This window comes from Ruegeria sp. BHSB196 (genome assembly GCF_059613135.1).
On record NZ_JBXWRY010000002.1, the window covers coordinates 39,255 to 65,710 of the forward strand.

33 protein-coding genes are annotated in these 26,456 nt (G+C 62.4%); 2 read left to right on the forward strand and 31 right to left on the reverse strand.

Annotated features, from left to right (window positions below; genetic code table 11):
- Positions 1–4 precede the first annotated feature (4 nt).
- The 25 genes from AC2FNJ_RS01795 to AC2FNJ_RS01915 form a co-directional block, all read right to left on the reverse strand.
- On the reverse strand, positions 5–1,612 hold the full coding sequence (locus tag AC2FNJ_RS01795) for a terminase large subunit (RefSeq protein WP_496761938.1): 1,608 nt from the start codon (positions 1,610–1,612) through the stop codon (positions 5–7).
- Positions 1,584–1,979, reverse strand: a complete 396-nt coding sequence (locus AC2FNJ_RS01800; RefSeq protein ID WP_496761939.1) for a phage terminase small subunit P27 family — start codon at positions 1,977–1,979, stop codon at positions 1,584–1,586. The genes AC2FNJ_RS01795 and AC2FNJ_RS01800 overlap by 29 nt, the downstream gene beginning before the upstream one ends.
- Complete coding sequence (locus AC2FNJ_RS01805; RefSeq protein WP_496761941.1) at positions 1,979–2,293, reverse strand: phage head closure protein; 315 nt, start codon at positions 2,291–2,293, stop codon at positions 1,979–1,981. The genes AC2FNJ_RS01800 and AC2FNJ_RS01805 overlap by 1 nt, the downstream gene beginning before the upstream one ends.
- Positions 2,293–2,706, reverse strand: a complete 414-nt coding sequence (locus AC2FNJ_RS01810) for a DUF3168 domain-containing protein (RefSeq protein ID WP_496761942.1) — start codon at positions 2,704–2,706, stop codon at positions 2,293–2,295. The genes AC2FNJ_RS01805 and AC2FNJ_RS01810 overlap by 1 nt, the downstream gene beginning before the upstream one ends.
- Positions 2,703–3,113, reverse strand: coding sequence for an HK97-gp10 family putative phage morphogenesis protein (locus tag AC2FNJ_RS01815; RefSeq protein WP_496761944.1), 411 nt, complete (start codon positions 3,111–3,113; stop codon positions 2,703–2,705). Before AC2FNJ_RS01815 ends, AC2FNJ_RS01810 begins: the two co-directional genes overlap by 4 nt.
- Positions 3,110–3,421 (reverse strand): head-tail connector protein, encoded by a 312-nt coding sequence (locus AC2FNJ_RS01820; protein WP_496761945.1) that lies wholly within the window; start codon positions 3,419–3,421, stop codon positions 3,110–3,112. Before AC2FNJ_RS01820 ends, AC2FNJ_RS01815 begins: the two co-directional genes overlap by 4 nt.
- 1 nt (position 3,422) lies before the next feature.
- A complete protein-coding gene (locus AC2FNJ_RS01825) occupies positions 3,423–3,896 on the reverse strand; it encodes a hypothetical protein (protein ID WP_496761946.1) in 474 nt (157 codons plus the stop codon).
- Between the two features lie 11 nt (positions 3,897–3,907).
- Positions 3,908–4,252 carry an HNH endonuclease signature motif containing protein gene (locus AC2FNJ_RS01830; protein ID WP_496761947.1) on the reverse strand — a complete coding sequence of 115 codons (345 nt, stop codon included), beginning with the start codon at positions 4,250–4,252 and terminating at the stop codon, positions 3,908–3,910.
- A gap of 155 nt (positions 4,253–4,407) precedes the next feature.
- Positions 4,408–4,794: a hypothetical protein gene (locus tag AC2FNJ_RS01835; RefSeq protein ID WP_496761948.1), complete on the reverse strand. Its 387-nt coding sequence runs from the start codon at positions 4,792–4,794 to the stop codon at positions 4,408–4,410.
- Positions 4,795–4,806: 12 nt separating this feature from the next.
- On the reverse strand, positions 4,807–5,970 hold the full coding sequence (locus AC2FNJ_RS01840) for a phage major capsid protein (protein ID WP_496761950.1): 1,164 nt from the start codon (positions 5,968–5,970) through the stop codon (positions 4,807–4,809).
- A 2-nt stretch (positions 5,971–5,972) separates the two neighbouring features.
- Positions 5,973–6,476, reverse strand: a complete 504-nt coding sequence (locus AC2FNJ_RS01845) for an HK97 family phage prohead protease (RefSeq protein ID WP_496761952.1) — start codon at positions 6,474–6,476, stop codon at positions 5,973–5,975.
- On the reverse strand, positions 6,476–6,865 hold the full coding sequence (locus AC2FNJ_RS01850) for a phage-derived protein YdaY family protein (protein WP_496761954.1): 390 nt from the start codon (positions 6,863–6,865) through the stop codon (positions 6,476–6,478). Before AC2FNJ_RS01850 ends, AC2FNJ_RS01845 begins: the two co-directional genes overlap by 1 nt.
- Positions 6,855–8,033, reverse strand: coding sequence for a phage portal protein (locus AC2FNJ_RS01855; RefSeq protein WP_496761956.1), 1,179 nt, complete (start codon positions 8,031–8,033; stop codon positions 6,855–6,857). Before AC2FNJ_RS01855 ends, AC2FNJ_RS01850 begins: the two co-directional genes overlap by 11 nt.
- A 168-nt stretch (positions 8,034–8,201) precedes the next feature.
- Positions 8,202–8,534 (reverse strand): hypothetical protein, encoded by a 333-nt coding sequence (locus AC2FNJ_RS01860; protein WP_496761958.1) that lies wholly within the window; start codon positions 8,532–8,534, stop codon positions 8,202–8,204.
- Complete coding sequence (locus tag AC2FNJ_RS01865; RefSeq protein ID WP_496761959.1) at positions 8,516–8,731, reverse strand: helix-turn-helix domain-containing protein; 216 nt, start codon at positions 8,729–8,731, stop codon at positions 8,516–8,518. Before AC2FNJ_RS01865 ends, AC2FNJ_RS01860 begins: the two co-directional genes overlap by 19 nt.
- A 761-nt stretch (positions 8,732–9,492) precedes the next feature.
- On the reverse strand, positions 9,493–9,963 hold the full coding sequence (locus tag AC2FNJ_RS01870; protein WP_496761961.1) for a hypothetical protein: 471 nt from the start codon (positions 9,961–9,963) through the stop codon (positions 9,493–9,495).
- Positions 9,960–10,352: a helix-turn-helix domain-containing protein gene (locus AC2FNJ_RS01875; RefSeq protein ID WP_496761963.1), complete on the reverse strand. Its 393-nt coding sequence runs from the start codon at positions 10,350–10,352 to the stop codon at positions 9,960–9,962. Before AC2FNJ_RS01875 ends, AC2FNJ_RS01870 begins: the two co-directional genes overlap by 4 nt.
- A gap of 87 nt (positions 10,353–10,439) precedes the next feature.
- Positions 10,440–10,715 carry a hypothetical protein gene (locus AC2FNJ_RS01880; protein ID WP_496761965.1) on the reverse strand — a complete coding sequence of 92 codons (276 nt, stop codon included), beginning with the start codon at positions 10,713–10,715 and terminating at the stop codon, positions 10,440–10,442.
- 73 nt (positions 10,716–10,788) lie between these two features.
- Positions 10,789–12,063: a hypothetical protein gene (locus AC2FNJ_RS01885; protein WP_496761967.1), complete on the reverse strand. Its 1,275-nt coding sequence runs from the start codon at positions 12,061–12,063 to the stop codon at positions 10,789–10,791.
- A complete protein-coding gene (locus tag AC2FNJ_RS01890; protein ID WP_496761969.1) occupies positions 12,060–13,628 on the reverse strand; it encodes a VWA domain-containing protein in 1,569 nt (522 codons plus the stop codon). The genes AC2FNJ_RS01885 and AC2FNJ_RS01890 overlap by 4 nt, the downstream gene beginning before the upstream one ends.
- Positions 13,625–14,608: a VWA domain-containing protein gene (locus tag AC2FNJ_RS01895; protein WP_496761970.1), complete on the reverse strand. Its 984-nt coding sequence runs from the start codon at positions 14,606–14,608 to the stop codon at positions 13,625–13,627. The genes AC2FNJ_RS01890 and AC2FNJ_RS01895 overlap by 4 nt, the downstream gene beginning before the upstream one ends.
- Positions 14,605–15,102: a DUF4381 domain-containing protein gene (locus AC2FNJ_RS01900; protein WP_496761972.1), complete on the reverse strand. Its 498-nt coding sequence runs from the start codon at positions 15,100–15,102 to the stop codon at positions 14,605–14,607. The genes AC2FNJ_RS01895 and AC2FNJ_RS01900 overlap by 4 nt, the downstream gene beginning before the upstream one ends.
- Complete coding sequence (locus AC2FNJ_RS01905; protein ID WP_496761974.1) at positions 15,099–16,085, reverse strand: DUF58 domain-containing protein; 987 nt, start codon at positions 16,083–16,085, stop codon at positions 15,099–15,101. The genes AC2FNJ_RS01900 and AC2FNJ_RS01905 overlap by 4 nt, the downstream gene beginning before the upstream one ends.
- Before the next feature lie 10 nt (positions 16,086–16,095).
- Positions 16,096–17,097, reverse strand: coding sequence for an AAA family ATPase (locus tag AC2FNJ_RS01910; protein WP_496761976.1), 1,002 nt, complete (start codon positions 17,095–17,097; stop codon positions 16,096–16,098).
- A gap of 77 nt (positions 17,098–17,174) precedes the next feature.
- On the reverse strand, positions 17,175–18,770 hold the full coding sequence (locus AC2FNJ_RS01915) for an arylsulfatase (RefSeq protein ID WP_496761978.1): 1,596 nt from the start codon (positions 18,768–18,770) through the stop codon (positions 17,175–17,177).
- Positions 18,771–19,387: 617 nt separating this feature from the next.
- On the opposite strand from AC2FNJ_RS01915, the gene AC2FNJ_RS01920 reads away from it, so the two are divergent.
- On the forward strand, positions 19,388–20,515 hold the full coding sequence (locus tag AC2FNJ_RS01920; RefSeq protein ID WP_496761980.1) for a porin: 1,128 nt from the start codon (positions 19,388–19,390) through the stop codon (positions 20,513–20,515).
- Between the two features lie 182 nt (positions 20,516–20,697).
- Positions 20,698–22,029: a trigger factor gene (tig, locus tag AC2FNJ_RS01925; protein ID WP_496761982.1), complete on the forward strand. Its 1,332-nt coding sequence runs from the start codon at positions 20,698–20,700 to the stop codon at positions 22,027–22,029.
- A gap of 368 nt (positions 22,030–22,397) precedes the next feature.
- Here the strand turns inward: tig and AC2FNJ_RS01930 are convergent, their stop codons facing one another.
- From AC2FNJ_RS01930 to rpsF, 6 genes are all read right to left on the reverse strand, one after another.
- On the reverse strand, positions 22,398–23,258 hold the full coding sequence (locus AC2FNJ_RS01930; RefSeq protein WP_496761984.1) for an acyl-homoserine-lactone synthase: 861 nt from the start codon (positions 23,256–23,258) through the stop codon (positions 22,398–22,400).
- Between the two features lie 108 nt (positions 23,259–23,366).
- Positions 23,367–24,071 (reverse strand): LuxR family transcriptional regulator, encoded by a 705-nt coding sequence (locus AC2FNJ_RS01935; RefSeq protein ID WP_496761986.1) that lies wholly within the window; start codon positions 24,069–24,071, stop codon positions 23,367–23,369.
- A gap of 288 nt (positions 24,072–24,359) precedes the next feature.
- On the reverse strand, positions 24,360–24,845 hold the full coding sequence (locus tag AC2FNJ_RS01940) for a transglycosylase SLT domain-containing protein (protein ID WP_496761988.1): 486 nt from the start codon (positions 24,843–24,845) through the stop codon (positions 24,360–24,362).
- Positions 24,846–25,000: 155 nt separating this feature from the next.
- Positions 25,001–25,636 (reverse strand): 50S ribosomal protein L9, encoded by a 636-nt coding sequence (rplI, locus tag AC2FNJ_RS01945; protein WP_496761990.1) that lies wholly within the window; start codon positions 25,634–25,636, stop codon positions 25,001–25,003.
- A 12-nt stretch (positions 25,637–25,648) separates the two neighbouring features.
- On the reverse strand, positions 25,649–25,876 hold the full coding sequence (rpsR, locus tag AC2FNJ_RS01950; RefSeq protein ID WP_005982441.1) for a 30S ribosomal protein S18: 228 nt from the start codon (positions 25,874–25,876) through the stop codon (positions 25,649–25,651).
- Between the two features lie 22 nt (positions 25,877–25,898).
- Positions 25,899–26,255: a 30S ribosomal protein S6 gene (gene rpsF, locus AC2FNJ_RS01955; protein WP_496761992.1), complete on the reverse strand. Its 357-nt coding sequence runs from the start codon at positions 26,253–26,255 to the stop codon at positions 25,899–25,901.
- Between the last annotated feature and the right edge of the window lie 201 nt (positions 26,256–26,456).

The following is a 26,456-nucleotide window of genomic DNA, read 5'->3' on the forward strand; positions in this document are numbered from 1 at the left end:
CACCTCACGCCAGAAACATGTCATCGTTGAACCAATCGGCCTCGGTCACGAACCGAATCTCCCCGGCCGCGCAGCGAGCAACCGCCATTGCCGTCGCGACCGCGCCGTCGATTTTTCCGCCGGACTTGCCCTTGTGGAAGGATCGGTTCCCAGCCTGATCGACATGCAAATGGATGTTGTCGAAGTTCCACCGAAGGATCGGATGGCCACCGTGCCTGAAGCGCCGTGCCAGAATGGCGCGCTCCAATTCTTTGACGGCCGGGGCCATGCTCACCCATCCCTGACGAAACTCCACAACTGGGAATCCTTCGTCGTTCAGATCTGCCATCATGCCGCGCGCATATGTCGGGTCGAATGCAATTTCCCTGACGTCGAACCGCGCGCAAAGCTCGCGAATGTGATCTTCCACGGCCCTTAGGTCGACGGTGTTGCCAGGCGTTGGGATGATGTGGCCCGCCTCGGCCCAGGCGATGTAATCCACCCCGTGCCGCTCGCCACGGTCTCGCAGGTTGTCTTCCGGGCAGAAGAACCAGGGAAACACCTGGTAGCCATCGTCACCATCCTGCCACGCCGCCACGACGCAGGTCAGGTCTTCATTCTTGGACAGATCGACACCCAGCCAACAGGGGGCCTGAACCATCTCCAGCTCATCCAGATCGACGGCATGGTTGCCTTCGTCGTAGATGTGCATCTCGACAAATCCAGACGTGGACTGGTCCAACCACATGTTCAAATTGTACTGTCTGAAACTGTCGCGCTCGAACAGCGAATGTTGGGCCTTGCGCGCCTTGTCCCGGAACCCGGCAATGTCCGGGTAGCCGTGCCGCAGGCCGGGGTTCACGGCGAACCAGACATCTTCGCTCGCCCAGTCGTCCTGGGGTTCGGCCATGAAGATGACCGGCAAGGTGGCCGGATCATCGATCTCGCCCCGTTGAACCTTTAGCGCGTATTCGACGGTTTTCCAGGCAAGGTTTTCCTGGCCACGACCGGATGTACTCGCGACGATCATCAACGTGCCGGGCACCTTGACCAACGCTGAATCCAATGCCTCCCAAAGCATCAATCCCTTGCGGCCTTCCCACACGTGCAATTCGTCGGCAATCACCAAGTTTGGCGTTTTGCCGTGCTGAACTTTGCCATCGGCGGAAAGCGCCGCGTAACGCGACCGTTTCTTCTGATAGGTTATCCGGCTGGTGTAGTCACGAACCTCAAGGTGCTTGACCAGGCGACGATCGTTTTCGACGATGAGGGCGGCTTCCTCGAACAACTCCCGTGCCTGATCATGCGCAGACGCCGCCGAGACGATCAGCCCGCCAGGCTGGCATTCCGGTCCGACCAGGTGCAGGAGCGTGATGGCGGCACAAAGAGACGTCTTGCGGTTCCCCCGCGGTACCAGGAGGATCACCCGCCGCACCACGCGGGTGCCGTCTTCATTGCGGGGCCCGTAGATTCTCCGGATCGTCTTTTCGGCCCACGGGTCCAGCTGGAAGGGATGCCCTGGCGCCGGGTTCTTGGGGTGCTTCAGACGGCGTAGCCAATCGACGGCGCGCTGACCGTAGCCGAGCGGATCCGGGATTTCCGTGTCACCAGAGATCCAGGAGGGAATCAGCATCGTCATTCTCCCGTATCGTTGGGCGCGATCGGGACACCGGCGTGAGTCCCAGCTCGGCCGCCAGAAGGCGGGCCTGCTGGATCGCGTTGGCCTGGATGCCGACGGCAGGGTTGCGCTTGAACAATCCGTCTACGTCCAGAACGTGGCCGTATTCTTGCAGATGACGTTCAGTTTCCCGAACGGTGCCGATCGCAACACAATAGTTTTCGAGGCTGCCGAGGTCCGCGACGGTCAGGATCCGCCGTTCCGCCAGGATTGGCATGACGCGATTCCATTCCGCGGCAGCATCGGCAGAAAACCAATTGGGCGGGGCCATATCGGTGATGGCCTCGGGGTCTTCCTTGAGATACGGCTTGGTTCCGCGCATCAGTCCAGCACCTCGCACCTGATCTCGAGGCCCTTGCGCCGGCCGATTTCCGTCAGGCCCTTGATGTTGAAATACTCGCCACGGTACAGCACCCGGTCCGCAGCCGCGATGTCATCGACGTAGTGGGTTCGGAACACGACAGTCTCGCGATCGTTGGCGCCCTGGGTGTTGATGAATTCCTCTGCCGACTGCCGAAGAACCTCGGCACGAAGCCGCTTGTGGTCAGACCACACCTCCGACGGCGTGCCGAACTCGTTGGGCATGGCGGTGACCCGCTGCACCCGTATGACGTTGATCAACTTTCCCGCCTGCATCACGCCACCTCCGCAACCAGTACTTCGACCGTGACTATGCCGTGTGAAGTCTCGCCGTCCGGATCGCGCACGAAGCGCATGCCGGAAACCTTGGCATCGGCAGCGTGGTAGCCGGGATCGAGCTCAAGCCGGTTCCATTGCAGGGCGTTGCGAATGGCCCCGCCAATGCGCTTTACGCCCTCGAGCGATCCTTCCCGCTTCCAGACATGGATCGTGTGATAGACACGGCTGTGTTCGCGTCTGAGCGAGCTGCCTTCATCCACCATTTGCGACTCGCCCAGGACGATGCTTGGGCTTGGTGCCGGGCGCTGATTGCGATCGAGAATGTTCGCCGGCGGTACCAGTTCCGTGACGGCCTGTGTGGCCACCAGGCGGGCGCGTATGGCTTTCTGGCAAGCGAGATCCAACGTCATTTGCCCGTCTCCCGAACTGCCTTGGAAATGGCGGCCTTGATCCGCCTGGCGCTGCGCTTCTTCAACAGGCGATAGGCCGGCCAGAAAAACGGCTGCGCGGGTGCCGACCCGGTGCCGTACTCGACAAGGTGGGCGTAGCGCACATCGGTGTTCCCGGCCGTCAGCGCCACCGCGTCGGGCGGCACGACATGGCTTCCGCCCGGTTGCGAGTACGGCGGCGTCGCCTGCCCCGGCCCGGTGACGGCGATGCTTCCCTTGAGATCGCCCGTATCCTCGGGCACCAGGGTTTCCATGGCGTCCTGCATTTCGTGCGCAGACTTGAGCAGGGCGGGCTCGACCGCCTTTCTCACTTCACGCGGAATCGCATTCATGCGTCTTTGAAAGCTTTTCAGGCCACCATCGCTCAAAACGTGAACTCCCGATATTCTGTCACGATCTCGGTCACCCCGAAGGGAACCTCCTTCATTCCTTCACCTGCCGTTTCCCGTTGGTCGTACCAGTGCGCAGCCAGCAGCTTCACGGCCTGAACAAGTTCTTCCGGCACCGGATCCTGGTCCTGGCCTCCGAACTGGTCTTCGATCTTGTATCCCAGCAACCTTTCGACGTGGCCTTGCGCGGCTTCGATGAGCCGCGACAGCAACCAGGAGTCGCAGCCGTCCTCGTCGCCTGTCAGCGACAAGTGTTGTTCGAGGTCGCCAAGTTCCAGGATCGCCATGTTATGCGGACGCCGCCACTCGGGTGACCTCGGAATTGATCCAGAGCGACGAATTCAGCTTCATGACGTTGTCCGCGCTGTCCAGCTGTTCCCCTGCGCTGGCCACCATGGCGATGAAATACCGCTCGGACGGTGTGCCGGCCGGGGGAGCATCGTTGAACACGATCTTGAAGGCGTAATCGTGGATTTCCTTCTCGGCCGCGATCAGGGCAAGTTGGCCTGCGTCCGCATAGTCGATGCCCATCACGAGCTCGAGAACCCCCGCGTCGCGGGCGCCCTTGAAACGGCGCTGCCGGGAATCCCCGACAGCGGTGAACGTGATCTCGTTCGAGCTGTCACCGAAACTGCCAAGGCTCTCGACCTCCCCGATCTCGGTATAGCTGAGCGCCTGGTAGGCTGCCAGGTCAGCCGGTTCGGCCGTCTGCGCCGTCGTGCTGATGAAGATTTTGGCGCCGTTGGATGCGAAAACTGCCATTGTTATTTCCCCTAGGTTATGCGCCGCTCATCACGTTGTTTGGCGCCGGAATGACAAGTTGTGCACAGGGGTTGCCAGTTGGCCCGATCCCAGAAGAGATCGGCGTCGCCCCGATGCGGTGTGATGTGGTCGACGACATCGGCGGGCTTCCCGCACCGGACGCATCGTCTGTGTTTTTCCAGGAACGTCTTGCGCTCCCGATCCCATTTACCGGTATAGCCGCGCGCGCTGGAATTCGGACGGCGCTTATCGAACCGCGCCTTTCTTGCAGCGTCCGACTTGCGTTCGCAGGGGCACCGCAATCCGGCCGGGACCCGATAGCCGCACGCGCAGAGCCTCGGCGGTTTTCTTGGCATCCTATCCCCCTTGATCGGACGGGGCTGAGTGCCCCGCCCGTTTGCGATCTCGCGGCCCTTGACCCCACGAATATCTCAACCTGCGCGACGGGGAGGGCCCTTATCGCTTTTGGGCGGATCGCATCGCCCTCAGAAAGGATCGCGCAGGCCATCTTTTACGCCTCCGGACGGGTGCGCAGATCGCCAAGGACGGCGACGGCGCCGGCCGCGATGCTCGTGCCGGCCGCCTTGGTCAGCACGATCCGGGCGAAACGCTTGTGACCGCGGTAACCGATCCTGTAGGTGCTCGTCGCCTCGAGCGTGGCCGGGGCGTCAGTATCGACCTGGTCGGCCGCCACATCGGCAAAGTCGCCGGGTGTGGTGGTGTCGCTTTCCTGGACCTTGGCGCTGAAGTCTCCCGACGAAACGATCGCGCCGGTGTTCAGGACAAAGACCGCGCGGTTCGCGCCCTTGAGGTCGATCGCAGCCCCGTCAACCGAGGCCGATTGCACGGCAGGAGCAAGAGCCGCCACCGCCTTGATGTTATGGTACATGTCACGCATTGGCTCTCTCCGTTACGAGGTGGACATTTTCAGCTTGCGGAACTTGGCCGCCTGCAAGACACCGCCGGTCACGCGACGGGTGGCGTGAATGCGGGTGATACCCTCGGTCGCCCGCGAGTACGGGTTGACCAGGGTGGACATCGCCACACGATCCACGATGCGATAGCCCGAGAAGTCGCCGAACATGATCGGAAAACCGTTGGCTGTCACATCGGGCATATCGACCATTTCGACCACCGGGCGGCCAAGGATGGTTTCCGGCTGACCTGCCTGGAAACTCGGCTGCCAGAGCATGCGGCCGTCGCCGTCCTTCAGGGTGCGGATCACGCCAAGCGTGGTGCCGTTCATCACCCAGGTTCCGGCATTTCGGTACATCGCGGGCAGCGCGTACATCAACGTGATCATCGCGTCCGGATCGATCGCGGTCGTACTGCCGTTGATCGATTCGGCGATGTCGTCGTTGGTCATGAACCCCTCGGGTTCCAGAACACCGTCGCCGTTCACGAAGGCCAGGCCCTCTTTCCGACCAAAGTCCTCGGCCAGTGCCAGGCGAACCTCTGCCTCAGCCTGGCCGCCGCTGTCGGACAGCAACTGGTTGGAGATATCGACGTGTGTGGTCAGCTCCTTCAGGAACAGCTCTTCCTGGCCGAAGCCGGGTTCGGATGCCTCGGATGCCTGGGCCTCCCCCTTCCACTTGGCGTTCGTGACGCCGGTGCGGGTGGGGTAGATCACCGACGGTGCGCCGGTCTGGCGAACGCTGGCGATGCTGCGGACCGGTGAGAACTCGACCAGGTCGCGAATGAATTCAGAGGACATCTCGGCCGGCGCAAGGTAGCCGCCTGACGGATCACTGGAAACGGTCAGGGCCTTCAGCTCGTCTGCCGGGGTGTTGTTGCCCAGGCGAAGATACGTCGCGAACGCCTTGCGCTCTGCCGAGGGCTCATCCTTCGTGTCCTTGCCGCCGCCCTCCGGGCGATTGGCCTTGGCTTCGAGCTTGTCCAGCCGCTCGACGATCTCGGTCGTGTCAGCCTTTTCCTCGATTTCGCCAAGCCGCTCATCGACGGTCTTGGTCAGGTCGGTGAGGGCCTTGTTGACGACATCGATCGGATCTTCGTCATCTCCCTTGCGGATCAGTGCCGTGCTGCCGCGCAGGTCTTTCAATCGCGTGTGTTTCATACCTACCTCTTTGAAATTTGCGCCGTGGCGCGTTGAAGGGAAGTCGCGAGGCGCAGGGCCTCGATTGCGGATTTTGCGGATGTGACCTGGGCGCCGGGATGCATGGGCAGGGTCACCAGACTCGCTTCCAGAAGTTCGAGCGACTTGATGGTGCGGCCGCCACCCTTGCGGGCTACGGCATCCTTGGTGAGAAAGCCGATCGATATGCCGCGAACAGCACCGGCTTTGACCAAGGCGCGCACTTCACGGGCGCGGGGAACATCATCGACCAGGAGTTTGCCCTTGATGTGCAGTCCGTCTTTGGTTTCGTCGGCCAGATCCCAGGCGCCAACCGGATCGTTCTGATCGTGGCCGAACAACATCGGCAAGGGTAGCGAAACGGATTTGAAGGCACCGGGTTCGATCCAGTCACCAACCCGATCGCCCTGGCCGAACTTCCAGGCAATGCCCGAAATCGAACCGTCATCCTCGGCCAGAACCTTGGTATCGATGTAAAGTCGCTCCATCACACGCCCCCCCGAAACGCCGCCCGGTTGGACGCGAAATCGTCGACCTGGGCCTGCACCCAGCTGGCGGCCGTCAGCAGTCGGATGACATTCGCTTGGGAGAAGGGAACCGGCTCGCCGTCTTCCTCGATCTCCCAGCCCAGCACGCAGGTCGCCAGGCATTTGATTCGCAGTTTTTCTCGGGCCCCTGCCGACACCCGGCCATCCAGATCGGCGCTTGCCGCCAGATCGTCGGCCAGTTGCAGCCGGGCACGGTTCTGCGTGGCGCTGTCCGGACCCGCGATCCGCAGCTTGATGCCGGTGGGCTTGCCGGTGACCGGATCGGAAAGCTCGAACTCTCGACCGCGATCCTGGTCCTGTGCGTCCGCAATGATCTCATCAAGCTGCATCCGCTGGCTCCTTGCTGGTATCGGGGGTTGTCTGGATGTTCGGATTGGCGAAGTCGTCGCCGCCTTCGTAAGGCTGTAGACCCAGCCAGCGGCGGCCTTCGTTCGGGTTGATCGTCCGACTGGAGACGAGGCTGCTGATGACGGTCGCACGGGTGCTCAGGTCCGCACGGGTCAGGTCGTCCCGATCGAAGCGAATGACGCGGTCCTTTCGTTGATCCGGCAAGAACAACCCGCGGCCCAGGGCGGCTTCCAGCGCCTTCAGCCACGGCTCGAGGCAATAGACCAGGAACTCACGGCCCATCTGCTCGGTGTTGCTCCATGTGGCCCGATCCAGTTCGAACAGCATCGAGGGCGGAACCCGGAACGCCCGGGCAATCTCGAGGATCTGGAACTTCCTATTTTCGAGATACTGCGCGTCGGTCGAATTCAGGGTGAACGGCACGAACTCGGCGCCGTCGTACAAAATCGCGGTCCGACCACCGGCATCCTCGCCCTCGTGCGTCGCACGCCACGCCGCGCGCGCCTTTTTCACGCTTTCCTCGCCCATGCCTTTCGGGAACATCAAAGCACCGGAAGGACGGGCCCCACGCCCGAACAACCGCGCCGCGTGACGCTCCATGACGAAAGCCACGCCGATTGCCTCTCGTGCCAGCGTCAACGGGGCCCGGCCGAACGGGGAACGCAGATGGATGATGTTCGCAGCGGGCTCGACGCGGTTGTTGATCCGATAGGTCGGTTCTCGCGTGTCCTGGTCATACTCGACGGTGATCACGCCGGGTTTGTAGTGAATGATTTCCTGCGGTTTGCCGTTGATCCGGTTGACCCAGGCGAGACCGCCTTGATCGCGCCCCAGAGCGTCGATAACAAGGTCTCGGATAAGCTCGTACCCGGACGTCCATTCATTCGCCGCGCCGGCCAGAAGTTTGAGCGCCGGATCATCGTCGAAGGTCGTTTTTTCGTCTGGCGACTTGACCGAAACGTCAAGGCTTGCAGCTGCCTCGGAAATGACCCGGATCGCGGAATTCACGGCCGGAACGCAGAGCGCCGCATCGGGCGACAGGCTCACGCCCGCGCTGGTAGGCGTCACGCCGAAAATCTCGGCCAGCCAGTCTTCCGGCGACGTGAGCGACTTGGTCTCGGTTTTGGGTTTGCGCTTGAATGGCCACATGAGGCCATAATTTCAAGCAAGTAGCGGCGGCGCTAGATATCAGAATCTTCCAGAATGTTCCAAACTCTGCCATTCTCGGCCATTTGGTAAAACCAGATTCGTACAAATCTCGCGCCACTTACCCCGCGCCGGTCCCCATGGGTTCCCAAAAGTTCGAGACCACCCCCCCTATGCCTGCGCCCCGGTAAGCTCGCGACCGGTCAGCGCGGCATAGGCCCGTATCGCCCTCTGTGTGACGGCATCGCGGATTGCCGGATCGTCGAAGCGAACGCGGATAGTGGCGCCGGTATGCGTTTTGCCGATTGGTCCCTTGGCAATCACCCTGCCATCGGCATGGGCGATCAGGACACATCCCTGGATTAGGATGCCGCGGGTCGTCACGTCGAAGATTGCCAAAAGCTTGTTGCCCAACTGGTTCACCGATGCGTCGATGATTGTCATCGTATTGATGTCGTTGCCCTGCGTCACGGTGTGCTCCCTCTCTATTTCGATCTCAGCCATTCATTCAATTCCGATCTGATGGCGAAGTACTTGCCGCCGGGGCGATAGATCGGTGTATCGGGGCGTGCGGCATACCTCCGCACGGTTTGCGACGATACGCCCATCGCGCGGGCGATCGCCTCAACGCCCCAGATCCGTTCGGGGCCGTCGGTGAGGGCGTCGAAGCGCCAGGGATCGAGTGGTGGTTTACTGTCCATTGCTCTGCTCATTTGTTGTTGGTGAGTTGAACGACAACGCAGGCAGGCCGTCCGTCCGATATTTGGTGTCTACCGGACAGCCTGCCTGCTTATCTCTCTTCGGCGAGGGTGTTCTGGCGGGAATGTCCACCTCGCCCCCGACCACCACCCCATGGCTATTAAGGATGTCCTGATTTTTAGGACAGGGTAGAGCCGGATTTGGCGCATTTCGTCCTAAAAAATAGGACAGGGTGTCATAAAAAATAGGACAGGCCATGGCTACTTCGTCCTAAATTCTAGGACAGTACTGTCCTGATTCTTAGGACAGGGTTCTGTTTTCGGCTTGGGCCCGGTGCGGGCCTTGGTAGGTGTGATCCTCACCGGGAAGTCGTGCCCCTGGGACCAATTCTTAAACCATTGTTTGCCGGGGCCGTTCTCGCCCGATGGAGGTATTTCGGTCAGTTCGTAGGCTGGCGCCTTCCCCATGCCCTCTACGCCCAAGCAAGCGCCCTCTGTCTGGATAACGAACCCCTTGGCTTGCAGGTCTTGGAAAGCTTTGGCCGCCGTGTCTCGCACGCAGCCCATGCGCTCTGCCGCCTGCCGCACTGATAGGCGCAACTTGCCATTGTTGTTGAACTTCGCCCCGCGCCACTCGTGCTTGATCCAAACGTAAAGTGCCTGCGCTGTAGGAGATAGCGCCCGCCATGCAGGGGTCTGCATCATAGAGAGCCGAAGTATCGTTGCCTTTTCGCCGCGATTTTCGTTCTGCTTGTCGCGTCCCACTACACCGCCCTCCCGCTATCAGGGGGCGCAACAGGCCGCTGATCCCATTCGATCGAGCGCGCCGGAGCGCGTGTAATCATCTCGGCCACAACGTCCAGAGTGAAGGGATGCCCGAGCCGCTCGACCAGATCCCCGGTCCATTCATCTTCGACCCGGACAAGCGCCCAATCGCACAGCGCGCCGTCCCGTGCTTCGCGCCAGGCAACGACCGAGTGGAACCGAGCAGCGCTTGCTAGATCGATGTCATCGACCGGCAGGGTGCCCGCCGGATCCATGCGCATCGATTCCGCCCAGAGGATCAGCGCCGTGCCCAGATCGGCCCTGCCGCGCGCTCCCAGCGCCACCTGATTGACGAAGCCGGACGAGAGAAAACGGTGCGTGTAGAAGGGAAACCAATCATGGTTCGACAAAGTCTCACCGCGCTTGAGTGGCCAGAGCATCCCCTCGATGATCGAAGCCGCTTTTGTCATGATGCAACCCTTTCGCGCACTAGCCGGAACACCGGTTCGCGCATAAACACCGGCGACAGAAGCGCCTCGATTCGCGTTCGAAGTGCGTCGTATCGAGCTCGGAACGCATCATTCCCGATATGTACCCCTTCCACCCACCTCGGTGCGTTCAGTACCGTGGTGTGGTCGCGTCCGCCGGATTGCCGGCCGACTTCCGACAGGTTGCACCCGGTCAGGTCGCGGATCAGCGCCATGGCGACGCTACGCGGCCAGCAATGAATATGCAGCCGCGATGATCCAACCAATTCGCTCCTGCTGACGCCGAATTCCTCGCAGACGGCACGCTTGACCATTTCGATGGTCGAGGCCGGAATGGACACCTGGTTTTCAACGGGGATGATCGAGATCATCGTCACCCTCCCGCCCCGGCAGGCGCAGCTTGCCGTTGTTGTTGAGCTTCGCCCAACGCCCCGCTTGTTTACTGGCCGCAAATCTTGTCATGCAACGATCCCCCAATGCAGTGCGATTATGGGATGACGTGCCGCCAGTGATGCCGTATCGTGCGGGGGAAGCATGGTGACTTCGTTTTTGAAATGAGCCCCGGTTGCGCCCGCCAGCGCGCCGGGGTTTTCTATTGGCTGGTCAGCGATCACGGTTTTCGCAGATTCATGGCTTGTTCGCGCAATGTCCTGCGAAACTGCTTCGCCAAGTCGTTGATTCTGTTCCGCGTTCATAAAATTTAGGTTCTGGCGCCGCAAGGCGTGGGGGTTCAAGTCCCTCCACCCGCACCAGATTTCCAGAAAACAAGCAGGTGTTCGCCGCGTTTCGGCCCGGATCGAGACCGATCTACACGCCGGGATTGAGCGGGGGCAGGGCGGGGACGCTGCTGTGCTTGTCGGATCGGCGGCGTGTCTTGGGCAAGGCAAGCGCGAGATCGCGCCAGGCCGGATCCTCATCGGCATCACCGGCGGCGTGGCCATACCGGCTTGCGCCGAGGCGCAGCAGAGCCGTTTGTACGTCGGGATCGCCGCGGGGGTCCGACCCGGCCGGCAGACGGCTGGTCCAGTTTGCCAGCGCCGCGTGGAGCGCGGCATGGTCCTTGCGGCGGACAACCTGCATCAACGCACGATAAGCATAGCGCTCGGAAGCACGGCGTTTTTCCCGCGCGGCGTCCATGCGGTCGCGAAGGCCGGACCCGAACCTGCGCCCCAGCAAGGCGGCGGCGACCACCGTGGCCGCTCCGGCGACGATCCAGGCCAGAAAGCGCCAATGCGCGGGCCGGTCGGCTCCGGCCGGCGGCCCGGCGATGTTGACGCCGAAGCCGGGCAGCGACGCGGTTTCGACCTGACCGTTTTCCAGATCGTACCACGAGACCTCGATGCCCGGCATCTCACCTGAACCGCCGCCCTCGGCCACCAGCGTCAGGCGTTCGCGGCGGGTTCCGGACAGCAGGCCGCGGTCGCTGTGTTCCTCCAGCACCGGTTCGTCGGGATAGATGGCGAGTCCTGGAATTTCAGGCCGAGGCAGCAGCTCGGGCAGAAACATCGGCGAAAGGCCCTGCACCGATGCGGTAACGGTCCAGGTCACGCTTTGGCCGGGAACCATGTTTGCCGGATCGCCTTCGATGGATTGGTCGAGCGTCAGATCTGTCGCGCCAATGAATGGATCGAGCCCTTCGGCCCCTTCCGGCAGGACGCCCCGGAACGCGATCGGCTCGGTTCGCAGGTCGATCCGCGTGGGGGCGTTTGTGTCCGGATCGGCATAGGTGACGGTGACGAGCTGAGGCGGAAGGTCGAATTCGCCCGGGACCATCGGAGACAGGCGGTAGTGGCGGGTTATGCCCGACCAGGTCCGGCCATCGATTGTCTCGCTGGTCGGGTTGGTGGACCGCTCTGGCAGCCGCACCATCAGATTGGGCATCTCGAAACTCGGCCATACCGGTGGGTTCGGCATGAAGGTGGGCACCATGACCGTCAGCCGCAGGCTCAGTGGCTGGCCGGGGATGGCCTCGGTTTGCTCGAATTCGGTCCGCAAAAACGGACTTGTGCCGGTTTCGCCCTGCGCGAAAACGGACGTGCAGGCAAGCAATAGCAGCGCGGGCACCGCAAGCAGGTGTCTCATTGGGAGTCTCCTGCGTCGTTCTGTTCGGCCTCGTTGCCGGCCGACTGGGTGCCGAGGCTGGCCTCTAGCGCAAAGCGTTGCCGAAGGAAATCCCCGGTGCGGGTATCGACCGTGTTCATCCAGTGCTCGGCGGTCATCAACCCGCTGTCGACCGGATCCTGTTCGGCATCGATCTCGGTTTCGGCGCCGCGCGCGGCCTCGTTGTCGAATACGACCTCATCGGCGCCGATGCCGCTTTCCTCTCCGGTATCGGATTGCTCGCGTACGCTTTCGACATATTCAACGATCTCCTGCGCCGTTTCGAGGTTTTCCTGCGCTCCGGGATAGTCCGGATCGCGTTCGAGCGCCGTCTCGAACGCGCGCACGCCGTCCCGGTAGCCGCGCGACTTGATGTGGGCCATGCCCTGGATGAAGGCGGCCTGCGCGCTGTCCACCCGGTCGAGAACCTCGACCGCCTCCTCGTATTGGCCGCTCTTGTAGAGCGCATAGCCACGCCAAAGCGGGTCGGTGAATCGCTCGGCGGCCTCGGCGTAGTTCTTGCGGTTGAACGCGATCTGGCCTTGTTGGTCCGGCGTCAGGAACCAATCCGCCAGCCCTTCGGCTCTTGCTCCGGACGGAACGCCACCAAGCGCGACCCCCACCGCAACCACCGCCCAGCGCATGGTCCAGCCGCGCCGGAACCAGAGCAGGGTCAAGAGGGCGAGAGGCCAGGCAAGCCAATGGGCGCGATCGTCCCATGGCTGATCGGAGTTTTCCAGCATCGCCTGACGGAACGCGGCATTCAAAAGCCGGTCGATCTGGTGCAGATCGCTGGTGTCCGGTGTGACCGAAACCACCGGGCCGGAGAAGGCGTCGATGCCACGGTCGCGTGTGCCCGCAGGCAGCATCGACAGGATCGCGACGGACTGTCCGGACGCATCCAGCGCGGCTACATCGGCCGGGTCGATGCCGTCGGTCACGAACAGGATGCCACCGGGCACGTCTTCCGATGACAGCAGCTGTTCGGCCAGCGCCAGGGCGGCGGCCGCCTGCGTCCCGTCCTTGGGCATCACGTCTGGCGTCAGCCCTTCGAGATAGGGCACCACGACGGCGGGATCCTCGGTCATGGGCACGACCAGATGGGACGTGCCGGAATAGGCGACCAGAGCGGTTCGGGCACCCGCGCGCAGATCCAGAAAGTCCCGGATCTTCTGCTTGCCGCGTTCCAGCCGGGATGGGGCTATGTCGGTGTCCTGCATCGAGGGCGTGACCTCGAGCACCACGACGGCCGGTGCCGATTGCGCAATCAGCGGGTTCGGAATGCGCGACCATGTCGGTCCTGCCGCCCCGATGGCCGCGCAGGCAAGGGCCAGCGCCACCGCATCGATCGGGCGCACTCTCAGTCTGTGTGTCGCGCCGATGGTCAGGGCATCCCGCAGATGCGTGGCCATCCCGGTCCGGGGCAAGCCGTCGCGCGCCGATCCCCGGCGCACGCGCCACCACAGATACATGATGACGGGCAGCGCCAGCAGGATCCACGGCCGCAGAAAGTGGAAGGCGGACAGAAAGGCGCTGAACCCGGTCATGCCCGCCGCCTCCGCTGCGACTGGATCGTCAGAATGGCCAGGGTCGCCAGGCTGATGGCCAGTGCGGCGGCCAGAGGGATCCACGCCAGAGATTGCCGGGGCCGATAGGACAGTGTTTCGGTTTCGCGCGGGGCGAGCGCGTCGATGCGGGCATAGATTTCGGACAGCGCCGCCTCCTCATTGGCGTAGAAGGTCTCGCCGCCGGTGCGCGCGGCGATTTCGGTCAGGGTCGGGATGTCCACGCGGTTTTCGCCGGTCGCCTCGGGATCGCCCACGGCGATGGTGAAGATCTCGACGCCTTCGCCCTTGGCGATCTCGGCCGCATTGATCGGGCTCATCCGGCTTGACGTGTCGCCACCATCCGACATCAGGATGAGAAGACGCTGTTCTATGCCGCTGTTTTCGAAGGTGCGGATGGACAGGCCGATGGCGTCGCCCAGCGCGGTATGCGGCCCGGCCATGCCGACCTCGGTCCGGTCCAGCAGGTCCGAGATCGTCGCCAGGTCTTCGGTCAGCGGCGCCTGGATATAAGCCTTGGTGCCGAACACGATCAGGGCCATGCGGTCCCCTTCGCGCCCGGCGACAAACTCCTGAACCACGCCGCGCACACCCTCCAGCCGCTGCAGGCGGGTGCCGTCCGGCGCAAGGAAATCCCGCTGGTCCATGGAGCCGGAAATATCGACGGCCAGGATCAGGTCGCGGGCGGATTTGGTGACTTCCACGGGTGCGCCCACCCGGTCCGGCCGCGCCAGCGCCAGGATTGCCAGCAGCCAGACCAGAATTGCCGCCGCCATCTGCAGGCGCGTGCGGGACAGGATGACCGCACCGGCGCGGGGTTCCGCCCCCGCAGCCTCGGCGATCCGCCGGAAGAACGGAAAGCGCAGGGCTGGCGTTCTTTCGCGATGTGGCGGAACCAGCCACCAGATCAACAGGGGCAGGGGCAGCAGAGCGAACGCCCAGGGGAAAGCGAGCGAAATCATCCGGGATCCTCGCTCCGTGACGAGCGATGCGACCGGATCCAGTCGCGGGCCGCATGCCGCAAGTCCGGCGGGGCTGGGACACGCGCTGTCGAATACGGCGCTGTGACCAGCATTTCACCGTCACGTCCCGCAAACAGGGTCTTGCCGCCCGTGCGGTTCAGAAAGGCCAGCCAGTCCGCACCCGACAGCTCTGCAACCTCGCTACGCGGCCAGGCGGCCAGGGCGGCCCGTCGCAGGACCGTCGCGATCTCGGCCGGGTCGTCGCCAGCGGCATCGAGCGCCACCAGGGCCGCGCGCCGATAGGCGTTTGCGCGCCAGACGTGAAGCCATTTCCAAGCGGCCGCCGCGAGCATCAGCACCAAGACGGCTCCCAGCATGACCCAGCCGGCGGTCTGGGGAACCATCGACACAGGCTCGGGCGGGGGCGGTTCGACAAGCCGGTCGATCAATCCGACCAGACTGGTGGTGTCTGGTGTTTCCGTCTGCGTACTCATGCCGGGCCCAACCCCATCAGGCGCCTGAGCTGCGGCAGCGTTTCTTCGGCCGAGGTCAGGGGCAGCACGGGAACGCCAAAGCGGCGCTGCCAGTCCATGACCTGCGCCAGCCTGCCGCGCGCCATGTCCTGAAGGCGGGTATGGCTGATGGCGTCGCCAGTGTCGATCTCCGCCTGAAGCGCGCCGTCGGACACCACCAGTTTCAACCCGGCGGGCAGGTTGTCGGCCATCGGATCGCTGACCAGCCCCAGGATCAGGTCGTTGTGCCGCGACAGGCCCGAAACCAGTTTTTCGGTCTCCGCGTCGATCACGTCGAAGTCGCTCAGCACGATGATCAGGTGGTTGCGCGGTGCGATCCGCGCGACCGCGCGCAGGATGCGGGTCAGCGACACAGGCGCCTCGACCGGCGGCACCTCGGCATGAAGCAGGCTGTTGGCGTCGGCCAGGGCGGTCAGAAACCGGTTCAATGCCACGCGGCTGCGTTGCGGCCGGATCTCGGCGATCCGCTCGTCGCCGAACACGATGCCGCCCACGCGGTCCCCCTGATCGAGGATGCGATAGGCGGCAAGCGCCGCGGCTTCGGCGGCGGTGACGGATTTCATGTTCAGAACCGAGCCGAAGAACATCGACATCCGCTGATCCACGGCGATCAGGGCGGGCCGGTCGCGTTCCTCGGTCATCACCCGCACATGCGGCGTGCCGGTGCGCGCGGTCACTTTCCAGTCGATCGCGCGGATGTCGTCGCCCGGCAGGTATTCGCGCAGTTCCTCGAAGTTCAGGCCGCGCCCCCGCAGGCGCGAGGCGTGCCGCCCGTTCAGAACCGAACGCGCGGGCTGACGGGGCATGAAGCTGAGGCTGCGGGCGCGGCTTTCGAGCGCGCGAAGATGGGGCAGCGTGACATGTATGCGCGCGTCACCGCTTTCGGCGGTTCCGGTTCGTGGCATCGTGCCGGTTCTGATCCGGGCTGCCCTGTCCCGCGCCATCTCCTCCTCCTTACGGCAGGGCCACCTGCCGGATGATCTCGGCCGTCACCTGATCGGGGGCGACCCCTTCGCCCTGCGCCTCGTAGCTCAGGCCCAACCTGTGGCGCAGCACGTCCGGCGCGATGGCGCGCACGTCCTCGGGATCGACATAGTCCCGCCCGGCAAGCCAGGCATGGGTGCGCCCACATTTGTCCAGCGCCAGGCTGGCGCGCGGGCTGGCGCCAACCTCGATCCAGCGTTTCAGGTCGTCCCCGAACTGCTCCGGCACGCGCGTCGCGTTCACGAGGTCGGCCATGTACCTCTCCATCGCGTCCGACACGTGCAGCGCGGCGATTTCGCGGCGGGCGGCGAAAACGGCGTCCTGAGGCACCGCCTCGGGCTTGGCACCGGAGGCCCCGCCGCCAGCGGTCTCGGCCAGCGCGGCTTGTTCCTCGCCCCGGACAAGTCGGATGACTTCAACCTCATCCTCGACCGGTGGGTAGTTGATGTTCACATGCATCAGAAACCGGTCCATCTGGGCCTCGGGCAGGGGATAGGTTCCTTCCTGCTCGATGGGGTTCTGGGTCGCCATCACCATGAACAGCGGCGGCATGGTGTGAGTCTTGCCGGCCACCGTGACCTGCCTTTCCTCCATGGCTTCGAGCAACGCGGCCTGCACCTTGGCCGGAGCACGATTGATCTCGTCCGCCAGAACGATGTTGGCGAAGATCGGTCCGGGCTCGAACCGGAACTGCCCACCGGCATCTGCCTGATAATAGACTTCGGTACCGGTCACGTCGGACGGAAGCAGGTCAGGCGTGAACTGGATGCGGGAAAAGTCGCACTCGAGGTTCTTCGCAAGCGCCTTGATCGCGCGGGTCTTGGCCAGGCCCGGCAGTCCCTCGACCAGAAGGTTGCCATTGGCCAGAAGGCCGATGATCAGCCGTTCGATGACCTGGGTCTGGCCGATGATCGCGCCCTGCATGCGGGTCACGAGGTCTTGCACACGGGCGTGCGGGGTCTGGTCCGTCATGTGGTCTCAATGATCCGATGCGATGTTCCGGTGTGTCCTCCCCGGCCGGGCCGGAGAGGACGGGAAGCGTGCCAGCCTTATTGGCCGCCGACGTTGGACAGGATCATGTCCCTCGCGTTGCCGATCGTGAAGCTGCCGGGTGCCTGACGCGGCGGGTACTCCTCGAAGGTCGCGAGGAACTGTCCCACGTAGTCGGCCGCCGGCAGAAGCACATAGGCACGGTCGATATACCAGTCGTAATAGGTGTTCGACGTGATCTGCGACCGCTCATAGGGATCGCGGCGGAGGTGGAACAGCAGCGGGATCCGAAGCTCGGTCCAGGGTTCGGCCCAGGCGCGCAGCGTCTGCGGGAACCGATGCTCGAGGAAGACCGCCTTCCAGTCGTCATAGCGCAGCGCCGTCAGGTCGCCGTCATCGGAGAAGTAGAAGATCTCCCGGCGGGGCGACGTTTCCTCTTCGCCCAGCAGGTAGGGCAGGAAGTTGTAGCCATCGAGATGCACGCGATAGTCGCGCCCGCCGCCGACCTCGGCAACGGTGATGCCGTCGAGCAGTTCCTCCTTGACGGTCGGACGGCCCGCCGCCGCAAGATAGGTCGGCAGCCAGTCCATGTGGTGCATGATGTTGTTGGAGATGCGGCCCGCTTCGAACTTGCCCGGCCAGCGCACCATCGAGGGCACGCGCCAGCCGCCTTCCCAGTTGGTGTTCTTCTCGCCGCGGAACGGCGTCTGGGCGGCATCGGGCCAGGTGTTCATGTGGGGGCCGTTGTCGGTCGAGTAGTGCACGATGGTGTTCTCGGCGATGCCGAGCTCGTCGAGAAGGTCGAGGAATTGGCCGATATGCATGTCGTGCTCGATCATGCCCGCCGCATATTCGTCGACATGCTTGCCCACCGTCTCGTTGGCCATCTGCCGGCGCTCGTCGCTGACATGGGTGCGGAAGTGCATCCGTGTTCCCGACCACCAGCAGAACCAGGTGTTGCCCTGTTCGTGCTGCGTCCGAATCCAGTCGAGCGCGGCGGCGACGGTTTCATCGTCGACCGTTTCCATGCGCTGGCGCGTGAGCGGGCCGGTATCCTCGATGGCGCCATCCGCGGAGGAGCGGATCACGCCGCGCGGCCCGAAACGCTCGCGGAACTCGGCGCTCTGCGGATAGTCCTCGTTCTCGGGCTCTTCCTCGGCGTTGAGGTGATAGAGGTTGCCGAAGAACACGTCGAAGCCGTGATTGGTGGGCAGGTGCTCGTCGCGGTCGCCGAGGTGGTTCTTGCCGAACTGGGCAGTAGCATAGCCCTGCGCCTTGAGCAGGCCCGCGATGGTGGGATCCTCGATCTGCATGCCTTGCTCCGCGCCTGGCATGCCCACTTTCGACAGGCCCGTGCGGAACACCGATTGGCCGGTGATGAAGGACGACCGGCCGGCGGTGCAGGATTGCTCGCCGTAGTAGTCGGTGAAGATGATGCCTTCCTTGGCGATCCGGTCGATATTGGGCGTGCGGTACCCGACAAGGCCCATCGTATAGGCGGAGATGTTGGATTGTCCGACATCGTCGCCCCAAATCACGAGGATGTTGGGCTTGTCCGAAGATGCGCTGCTGTCCTGTGCGGCCAGTGGTCCTGCAACAAAACCAAGTATGAGGCATCCCGCGGACAGAAGTTTTCGAAGTCCTGTTCCAGCCATAAAGCCATTCTCCCTATCAAAATATGCGTGTGAGATTTTTCTGGTTCTTGGGCCGTTGCCGCTGTCGAGCGGCGACCGTTCGGAATTCGGTTCGATCGTCAATTCGTTCGATCCAAAGTACAGACTTTCAGTGTTCCCGCACGTTACGGAAATCGCAAGTCTTTTCTGGTCGCCCAAGCCATGCGGCGGCGAACGGGCGCGGCCCAATGGACCGGATTGCGCGCCTGCGCGGCGCGCCGAGGTCCGGAGATTGATGGCATGAGTTCCAGCAGGATAGAGTTGAGGTGCCGCATTCGGGAAATCCTTGGGGAATTCGCGACGGGATCGGTCCTCTTGCAAACGGGTCGGCGACATGCCGCCGAGTTTTCAAAAAAATGCATAGCGGCTATTTGCGTATCGCACAGGTTTCTGGGCAGAATTTTCTTGCTCCGATCAGCCGAGACATCGGCGAATCCCGGCCATGTCGCTGCATTCAAGTGTTTTCGAGTACTGGCCGCGAATTGGCCTGTTGCCGAATTGTCATGGTTGCCCGGTACATCGGACCAAACGCTGGTACTTTCTGCAGCTGCACACATCTTTTTCGTGCCCACGAAACCTGAATTTTCATGGTGAGACTGATGAAACCGACTTTGCGCATTCGTTCACTGGCCGCGGTGCTGGCGGCCACCACGGCCATCCCCGCTGCGGCCGAGCTGAAATACGAGAACGACACGGGCGGCTATGTCCTGCTCTACGGGCAACTGCACCCGGCGCTCATTTCCGTCGATGACGGGCAGGAAACCGACACCCGTGTGCTGGACAACGACCTGTCCAACAGCCGTGTCGGGATGCGGCTCATGCAGCCCTTCGGCGCGAACGAGTTCCAGTTCCGCTTCGAGACCGGCCTTGGTCTTCCGGGCTCCTCGCACTGGAACCAGCTGGGCACCGACTTCGACGGCTGGTCTCGTTCGGAAATCCGCTTTGTCGATTTCACTCTCGAAGGCGATTGGGGCAAGGCGTATACCGGTCAGGGCAGCATGGTTTCGGATGGCGCTTCCGAGGTTGACCTGTCCTATGTCGGCACCACGCTGTACTCGTTCACCGCGGACGAAAACCTGGGCTTCTTCTACCGGGAGTTCGGCGGGATGCTGAGCGGCATCACAATCGGCGACTCCACCAGCAACTTTGACGGGTCACGCCGCGGCCGTATCCGCTATGACACGCCCAGCTTTAACGGGTTCTCTGCCGGTATCGCCTGGGGCAAGAACATCCTGTCGTCCAGCGATGACGACACCTACTACGATGTCGGCCTGTTCTACGAAAACACCTTTGCCGGCGGTGCCGAATTCGCGGCCGGCGTGGCCTATGCCGTTCGGGACCGCGACGACAATTCGGGCGACCGCAAGGACACGATCGGGTCGGCCTCGGTCCTGCTGCCGAGCGGCCTGAGCTTTACCGTCGCGGGCGGAACCCGAGATGACGAGCGTGCAGGGGCCAGCGATCCCAGCTACTGGTACGGCAAGGTCGCCTATGAGGGCGACTGGGTCTCGTGGGGCAAGACCGGTATCGGTGTCGATTACTACAGCGGCGCCGATTTCGAGAACGACGGCTCGGACACCAAGGTGTGGGGCATTGCTTTGGTGCAGAGGATCGACAGCCTCAATACCGACGCCTACCTGAAATACCGCAATCACGACTTTGACGATGGCACCACCGGGTTCCAGAAGAACGACACTTGGGTTCTGGGCGCGCTCTGGAAATTCTGATCTGTGGTTCCGCGCGATGATGGACGCCCCGGTTCAACCGGGGCGTTTTTTCGTCCCGGACACCGGCAATCGAAGGTCGCGCCCAAGATGCCCCTTGCACCGGGACGACAGGGCAAATAGAAGGCGTCAAATTTGCCCGGCGCGCGGTCTCGCGCGCCCCGAATCCTATGGGGAATGCCATAATGCAGGTAACCGAGACTCTGAACGAAGGTCTGAAACGCAGCTACAACATCACCGTCACCGCGGCCGAACTGGACGACAAGGTGAACGAGAAGCTGACCGAGGCTCAGCCCGAAATCGAGATGAAGGGTTTCCGGAAGGGCAAGGTGCCGATGGCGCTGCTGAAGAAGCAGTTCGGCCAGCGTCTGCTGGGCGAAGCCATGCAGGAAACCATCGACGGCGCCATGAACAAGCATTTCGAGGACAGCGGCGACCGTCCGGCGTTGCAGCCCGAGGTCAAGATGACCAACGAGGACTGGAAGGAAGGCGACGACGTTCACGTCGAGATGAGCTATGAGAAGCTGCCCGAGATCCCCGAGGTCGACCTGAAGTCGATCGAGCTGGAAAAGCTGGTGGTCAAGGCCGACGAGGCCGCCGTGAACGAGGCGCTCGAGAACCTCGCGGAAACCGCCCAGGATTTCAAGGCGCGGCGCAAGGGGTCCAAGGCCAAGGACGGCGATCAGGTCGTGATCGACTTCGTCGGCAAGATCGACGGTGAGCCTTTCGACGGCGGCTCGGCCGAGGATTACCCGCTTGTCCTGGGCTCCAACAGCTTCATCCCCGGTTTCGAGGATCAGCTGGTCGGCGTGAAGGCCGAAGAGGTCAAGGACGTGACGGTGTCGTTCCCCGAGGAGTACGGCGCCGAACACCTGGCCGGCAAGGAGGCCGTGTTCACCTGCACCGTGAAAGAGGTGAAGGAACCCGTCGCGGCCGAGATCAACGACGAGCTTGCCAAGAAATTCGGTGCCGAGGATCTGGCCGCGCTGAAGGCGCAGATCACCGAGCGCCTGGAGGCCGAATATGTCGGCGCCGCCCGCGCGGTGATGAAGCGCGGCCTGCTTGATGCGCTGGACGAAAAGGTGTCCTTCGACCTGCCGCCATCGCTGGTCGAGGCCGAGGCCAAGCAGATCGCACATCAGCTGTGGCACGAGGAAAATCCGGAAGTGACCGATCACAACCACGGCGAGATCGAACCGACGGAAGAGCACACCAAGCTGGCCGAGCGCCGCGTGCGTCTGGGCCTGCTGCTGGCGGATCTGGGCCAGAAGGCCGAAGTCGAAGTGACCGATGCCGAGATGACCCAGGCGATCATGGGGCAGGCACGGCAGTACCCGGGACAGGAACGCCAGTTCTTCGAATTCGTCCAGAAAAACCCGCAGATGCAGCAGCAGTTGCGCGCGCCGATCTTCGAAGACAAGGTCGTGGACTATGTGTTTGAGCTGGCCAACGTGACGGAAAAAGAGGCCAGCAAGGACGACCTGAAAAAGGCCGTTGACGCATTGGAAGACGAATAGACGGGCATCCGACCCGCGCCGGAACTGAACCAGGAGCCGGAGCTGCCATCGGACATGGCGGCTCCGGTTTTTCATCCTCGGTCTCTGCGTGATGCCGGAGAAGAAAAAGGCGAAGCCGCTGGCCGGTCAGCAGCTTCGCCCTTGTGGCTTCTGAACTTGCGCGGCGAGGGGGATGTCCACGCAGTCAAAAGCGTCGGGTATCAGGGGCGGAACTGCCGGAAATGCGACAGTTCCGCCTGAGTGGCTTTTGGTCCCGCGAGATGAGGGGGTCAGGCCTCGCAGGCAAAAGCACGGGGGTAGGAAGCGGAGCCGCCGGGTAGGGGCGGCAGCTCCGCCTGGGTGGCTTTTGAACTCAGGAGGTGAGGGGGTCAGGCCTCATGAGCAAAAGCACGGGGGGTCTGTTTCAGAGCGAATTTCTGCTCTGGCGTGAAGGTATCCGAGAGGGCTTCGATCAGATCCAGCACGGCCTGCACCTCTTTTTCGGTTCTGGCCGATTGCATCTGTTCGACAAAATACCTCTCGAGCGTGCTGAGTGGCTTGTGATCCTGGTTGGCCGGATGTGCAGCGGCCTGCAGGGCCTTCCTGCGTTCGACCAGGGCGAGGGCTTCGCTTTCTTCCAGGAACACGTCATGCGTGATGCCCGAGAAATCCCGCACGCCCGCGATCCGCTCTTTCGTGCAATCCAGCAGCGCCGCCAGGGCGGCCACCTTGCCCATCGGAACGGTCTTGCCGACGTAGCCGTAGGGCGCGTTGTTCGACCGTTTCAACACACGATCCATCACCGGGTCGATCACGGTGATGATGTCCTTGATCCCGGCCCTGCGCGCGAATTCCAGCGACCCGATCATGAGTTCGCATGTGGCGTAGGATACGGAGTTCTTGTCCTTGCCCCGGTTCAACCGCTGCGTATCGACACAGAAACGAGTGGATTCCCATATCGTTGCGCTGCGCAGGGGCGGTTCGCCGTCGAGGATCGCGTGGAACACGTCCGACAACATGTGTGGGCCGGTCGTCTGCAAGGCGCGGACGGCGGCGACGACGTTCCCATCATCGTCGAGCCCGACCACATAAGCCGGGTCGAGATGATCGAAGTCGTCGATCTCCTTGCCGTCCTCGATCTTCACGTCCCATCCGAGACGCCCGCCAAAGACACGGGCGCGCAATTCGAACATATCGTCCAGCACATCGCCGAACATATGCTTGTTCAAGGCGTCGATTACGATGATCATGATTTCCCCCTTCGAGTGAATGTCCGTGAACACATGGTTACCCAACTTTGAAACTGAGACTATTGGGGATTTCCCGTATTCTGCGACTTTTTAGAGGGTTACCAGGCGTTATCCGGGATAGATAAGGCCGATTCCGATGGCTCGGCCGACGGCCTGAGGCGTGGTCAGGGCGCTCAGCTTCTCGCGACTCGAGCGCAGATGCACCTCGACGGTGCGGTGCGAGATGGACAGGATGTCGCCGATATCCTGCTGGGACTTGCCGGCAGCGACCCATTGCAGGATCTCGATCTCGCGGCTGGACAGCGTCGGATGATACAGAACCCGCGTCAGCGCGTCGGATGTCATCACCGAGTCATGGATGTGAACCGCCATCGATTGCAGGTCGCTGATCACATGGCCGATCAGCTTGTTCCATTCCTCGCGGGTGCAATCACGGGTTGCGCTCAGCAAGCCGACATCCCCATAGGGTCCGCGTACCGGAATGGTGATGCCCTGATCGCAGATTCCGAAATCGCCGGCATCGCGGAACACCTTCTGGAACTCTTCGCTGCGCTCCAGGCGACTCCAGTCGACCGGGGCGATGCTGCGCCGGCTCATGTGCAGGGTCGGGTCGATCAGGTGAAAGCCCTGCTCCTGATAATGGGACTTCCAGTCGTCACCATAGGTGACGTGGCCGTGAATGGATCCCGCCGTCGGGTTGATGCCGGCATAGGCTGCATGATCCATTTCGAATTTGTCGCAAATCTGCTTGAGAAACTCAGTATACTGAGCTTCTTCCGGCTGAGGCAGCGTGCTGAGATCAATTATTTCCATTGGCCGTTACCAACACAACCGTGGGCGTGAACTTGGTTTTGCGTGCTGCAATAGCCCTATAAGGTCGCGCGATGCCTGTTTAACTGCGACAGATGTCAGAACACCATACTTTATCGTATGTGACAAGCCAATGAAGTTAACGATTGGAGCAGCCTGTTGCTTGATTGTTTCATGAACAAGTCTAACCCTGCCGCGCCACAAATATCTAGCACGAATTACCGAAAACCGTCGAAATCTGGTGCCGCTTGCTGTGGCCGATTTGTCGAATTGTAGGGCCGGCGACGGGTTTCAGGACTTTCTCAACCCGGTTTCGACAAGCATTCCCCGCTTTTTTGCCTCGGGATAGTAGCCTTTTGCGTAGAGAAATATCGCGCGTTGCTGGTCTCCATCAGCCAGCATCCATGCGCCGCGCAGGTATTTTCCGGCATATTTCAGGTTGGTGTCTGCATCCAGCAGACCGTCGGGCGTACCGCGATACCCCATCGAACGCGCGGTCGCCGGCAGGATTTGCAGAAGGCCATAATAGGGGCGGTTGACTGCCCAGGGACGGTGTGTGCTTTCGCGGATGGCCAGCTTGTGAACCAGTTCGCGCGGCAGTTCGTAATGATCGGCCCATTTGTTGATGAGCTGGCGCAGTTCCGGCGTTTCATTGGGATAGAGCGGGGGATCGAATTGCGCATTTCGGCTGCTCAGTCGATCGTCCCTGCGGGCGCAGGCGGAAACTGCCGCTGCCCCAAGGGCGACAATCAAAGTCCGGCGTGTCAGGTTTGGCATCGGGCACCTCCGTCCTGCCGACGTGTATAGTCGGCGCTGGGCCAAGCCGCAAACCTTGAGGACACGCCTTGCCGAAATCCGCCGATGCAACCCTTGCGCGAACAAGAAAAGGCCGCGCAGGAACTGCGCGGCCCGTATTTCACATCGGTCCGGACTCAGGACTTGGTGTCGTCCGACTCTTCGTCCGCTGCAGTCTCTTCGCCAGCCACGGCGGCCAGTTCCTGGTCTTCCGACGCGGCCGAGCCGATGTCGTCGAACAATTCGGCAATCTCGAATTCCGCGGCGGCCTCTTCCTCGGCGGCCAGTTCCTGGATGGACTTGCCCGAGGCCTGAAGCTCGGCTTCCTCTTGCGAACGGGCGACGTTCAGCTTGATTTCCACCGCGACTTCGGGATGCAGATTGACCGTCACCGAGTGCAGGCCCAGTTCCTTGATCGGTGCGATCAGCGCAATCTGCTTCTTGTCCACCGAAAAGCCCGCTTCGGTCGCGGCGTCGGCCGCATCGCGCGGCGTGACCGAACCGTAGAGCGCGCCAGCTTCGGATGCCGAGCGAATCACGATGAATTGCTGGCCGTCCAGCTTCTCGGCCAGGGCCTCGGCTTCTTTCCGGGTTTCCAGGTTGCGCGCTTCGAGCTGCGCTTTCTGGGCTTCGAAAGAAGCGATGTTGGCTTCGGATGCGCTCAGCGCCTTGCCCTGCGGCAGCAGGTAGTTGCGCGCAAAGCCGGGTTTGACATCGACGACATCGCCCATCTGACCCAGTTTCGCGACACGTTCCAGAAGGATAACTTGCATGTCAGTCTCTCCTTACTTCACGGCATAGGGCAGCAGGGCGAGAAAGCGGGCGCGCTTGATGGCGCGGGCCAGTTCACGCTGCTTCTTGGCCGAAACGGCGGTGATGCGCGAAGGAACGATCTTGCCGCGCTCGGAAATGTAGCGCTGCAGCAGACGGGTGTCCTTGTAGTCGATCTTGGGCGCGTTATCTCCCGAGAAGGGGCAGACCTTGCGGCGGCGGAAAAACGGTTTTGCAGCCATGGTTTATTCTCCTTCCTCTGGGTTACGCCCGACGCTCGCGGCGCGGTTCGCGGTCGTCGCGCTTCTGCATCTGGACCGACGGGCCGTCCTCGTGCCCATCGACCTTGATGGTCAGAACGCGCATCACGTCGTCATGCAGGCGCATCAGACGTTCCATTTCCTGAACCGCGCCGGCGGGGGCGTCGGTCTTCAGGAAGGCATAGTGACCCTTGCGGTTCTTGTTGATCTTGTAGGCCATCGTCTTGACGCCCCAGTACTCGCTGTCGACGACCTTGCCGCCGTTGTCCGCGAGTATGGTGCCGAAATGTTCGATGAGGCCCTCGGCCTGCGCGTTGGAAAGATCCTGACGCGCGATCATGACATGCTCGTAAAGCGGCATGTTTACTCCTGTTTCTGTCGAGGCGCATTTCAAAGGCGGGGTCAAAACCCTTTCGCGACCCTGCCACGAGAGGCTGCGCGGTTCACAAAGCTTTGCGAAAGGATGGCCCCATATACACGTTTGAGCGCCGCGGGCAAGTCCAGAATGATGTCACCAAGGTGCCGCCCAATTTCCCCGTGCCTGCCCAAATGCTGACGCTTT

Coding starts and splice junctions, on each gene's coding strand:
- AC2FNJ_RS01845 (WP_496761952.1), bottom strand. CDS start 6,476: ATGGAGCGACTTTACATCGATACCAAGGTTCTGGCCGAGGATGACGGT.
- rpsR (WP_005982441.1), bottom strand. CDS start 25,876: ATGGCTGCAAAACCGTTTTTCCGCCGCCGCAAGGTCTGCCCCTTCTCG.
- AC2FNJ_RS01805 (WP_496761941.1), bottom strand. CDS start 2,293: ATGCAGGCGGGAAAGTTGATCAACGTCATACGGGTGCAGCGGGTCACC.
- AC2FNJ_RS01860 (WP_496761958.1), bottom strand. CDS start 8,534: ATGGCTGAGATCGAAATAGAGAGGGAGCACACCGTGACGCAGGGCAAC.
- AC2FNJ_RS01895 (WP_496761970.1), bottom strand. CDS start 14,608: ATGATTTCGCTCGCTTTCCCCTGGGCGTTCGCTCTGCTGCCCCTGCCC.
- AC2FNJ_RS01810 (WP_496761942.1), bottom strand. CDS start 2,706: ATGACGTTGGATCTCGCTTGCCAGAAAGCCATACGCGCCCGCCTGGTG.
- AC2FNJ_RS01830 (WP_496761947.1), bottom strand. CDS start 4,252: ATGCCAAGAAAACCGCCGAGGCTCTGCGCGTGCGGCTATCGGGTCCCG.
- AC2FNJ_RS01835 (WP_496761948.1), bottom strand. CDS start 4,794: ATGCGTGACATGTACCATAACATCAAGGCGGTGGCGGCTCTTGCTCCT.
- AC2FNJ_RS01875 (WP_496761963.1), bottom strand. CDS start 10,352: ATGATCTCGATCATCCCCGTTGAAAACCAGGTGTCCATTCCGGCCTCG.
- AC2FNJ_RS01840 (WP_496761950.1), bottom strand. CDS start 5,970: ATGAAACACACGCGATTGAAAGACCTGCGCGGCAGCACGGCACTGATC.
- AC2FNJ_RS01910 (WP_496761976.1), bottom strand. CDS start 17,097: ATGACGGACCAGACCCCGCACGCCCGTGTGCAAGACCTCGTGACCCGC.
- AC2FNJ_RS01800 (WP_496761939.1), bottom strand. CDS start 1,979: ATGCGCGGAACCAAGCCGTATCTCAAGGAAGACCCCGAGGCCATCACC.
- AC2FNJ_RS01900 (WP_496761972.1), bottom strand. CDS start 15,102: ATGAGTACGCAGACGGAAACACCAGACACCACCAGTCTGGTCGGATTG.
- AC2FNJ_RS01885 (WP_496761967.1), bottom strand. CDS start 12,063: ATGAGACACCTGCTTGCGGTGCCCGCGCTGCTATTGCTTGCCTGCACG.
- AC2FNJ_RS01905 (WP_496761974.1), bottom strand. CDS start 16,085: ATGGCGCGGGACAGGGCAGCCCGGATCAGAACCGGCACGATGCCACGA.
- rplI (WP_496761990.1), bottom strand. CDS start 25,636: ATGCAAGTTATCCTTCTGGAACGTGTCGCGAAACTGGGTCAGATGGGC.
- AC2FNJ_RS01855 (WP_496761956.1), bottom strand. CDS start 8,033: ATGTGGCCATTCAAGCGCAAACCCAAAACCGAGACCAAGTCGCTCACG.
- AC2FNJ_RS01820 (WP_496761945.1), bottom strand. CDS start 3,421: ATGGCGATCCTGGAACTTGGCGACCTCGAACAACACTTGTCGCTGACA.
- AC2FNJ_RS01795 (WP_496761938.1), bottom strand. CDS start 1,612: ATGCTGATTCCCTCCTGGATCTCTGGTGACACGGAAATCCCGGATCCG.
- AC2FNJ_RS01825 (WP_496761946.1), bottom strand. CDS start 3,896: ATGGCAGTTTTCGCATCCAACGGCGCCAAAATCTTCATCAGCACGACG.
- rpsF (WP_496761992.1), bottom strand. CDS start 26,255: ATGCCGCTTTACGAGCATGTCATGATCGCGCGTCAGGATCTTTCCAAC.
- AC2FNJ_RS01920 (WP_496761980.1), top strand. CDS start 19,388: ATGAAACCGACTTTGCGCATTCGTTCACTGGCCGCGGTGCTGGCGGCC.
- AC2FNJ_RS01940 (WP_496761988.1), bottom strand. CDS start 24,845: ATGCCAAACCTGACACGCCGGACTTTGATTGTCGCCCTTGGGGCAGCG.
- AC2FNJ_RS01915 (WP_496761978.1), bottom strand. CDS start 18,770: ATGGCTGGAACAGGACTTCGAAAACTTCTGTCCGCGGGATGCCTCATA.
- AC2FNJ_RS01890 (WP_496761969.1), bottom strand. CDS start 13,628: ATGACCGGGTTCAGCGCCTTTCTGTCCGCCTTCCACTTTCTGCGGCCG.
- tig (WP_496761982.1), top strand. CDS start 20,698: ATGCAGGTAACCGAGACTCTGAACGAAGGTCTGAAACGCAGCTACAAC.
- AC2FNJ_RS01935 (WP_496761986.1), bottom strand. CDS start 24,071: ATGGAAATAATTGATCTCAGCACGCTGCCTCAGCCGGAAGAAGCTCAG.
- AC2FNJ_RS01870 (WP_496761961.1), bottom strand. CDS start 9,963: ATGACAAAAGCGGCTTCGATCATCGAGGGGATGCTCTGGCCACTCAAG.
- AC2FNJ_RS01850 (WP_496761954.1), bottom strand. CDS start 6,865: ATGCAGCTTGATGAGATCATTGCGGACGCACAGGACCAGGATCGCGGT.
- AC2FNJ_RS01865 (WP_496761959.1), bottom strand. CDS start 8,731: ATGGACAGTAAACCACCACTCGATCCCTGGCGCTTCGACGCCCTCACC.
- AC2FNJ_RS01930 (WP_496761984.1), bottom strand. CDS start 23,258: ATGATCATCGTAATCGACGCCTTGAACAAGCATATGTTCGGCGATGTG.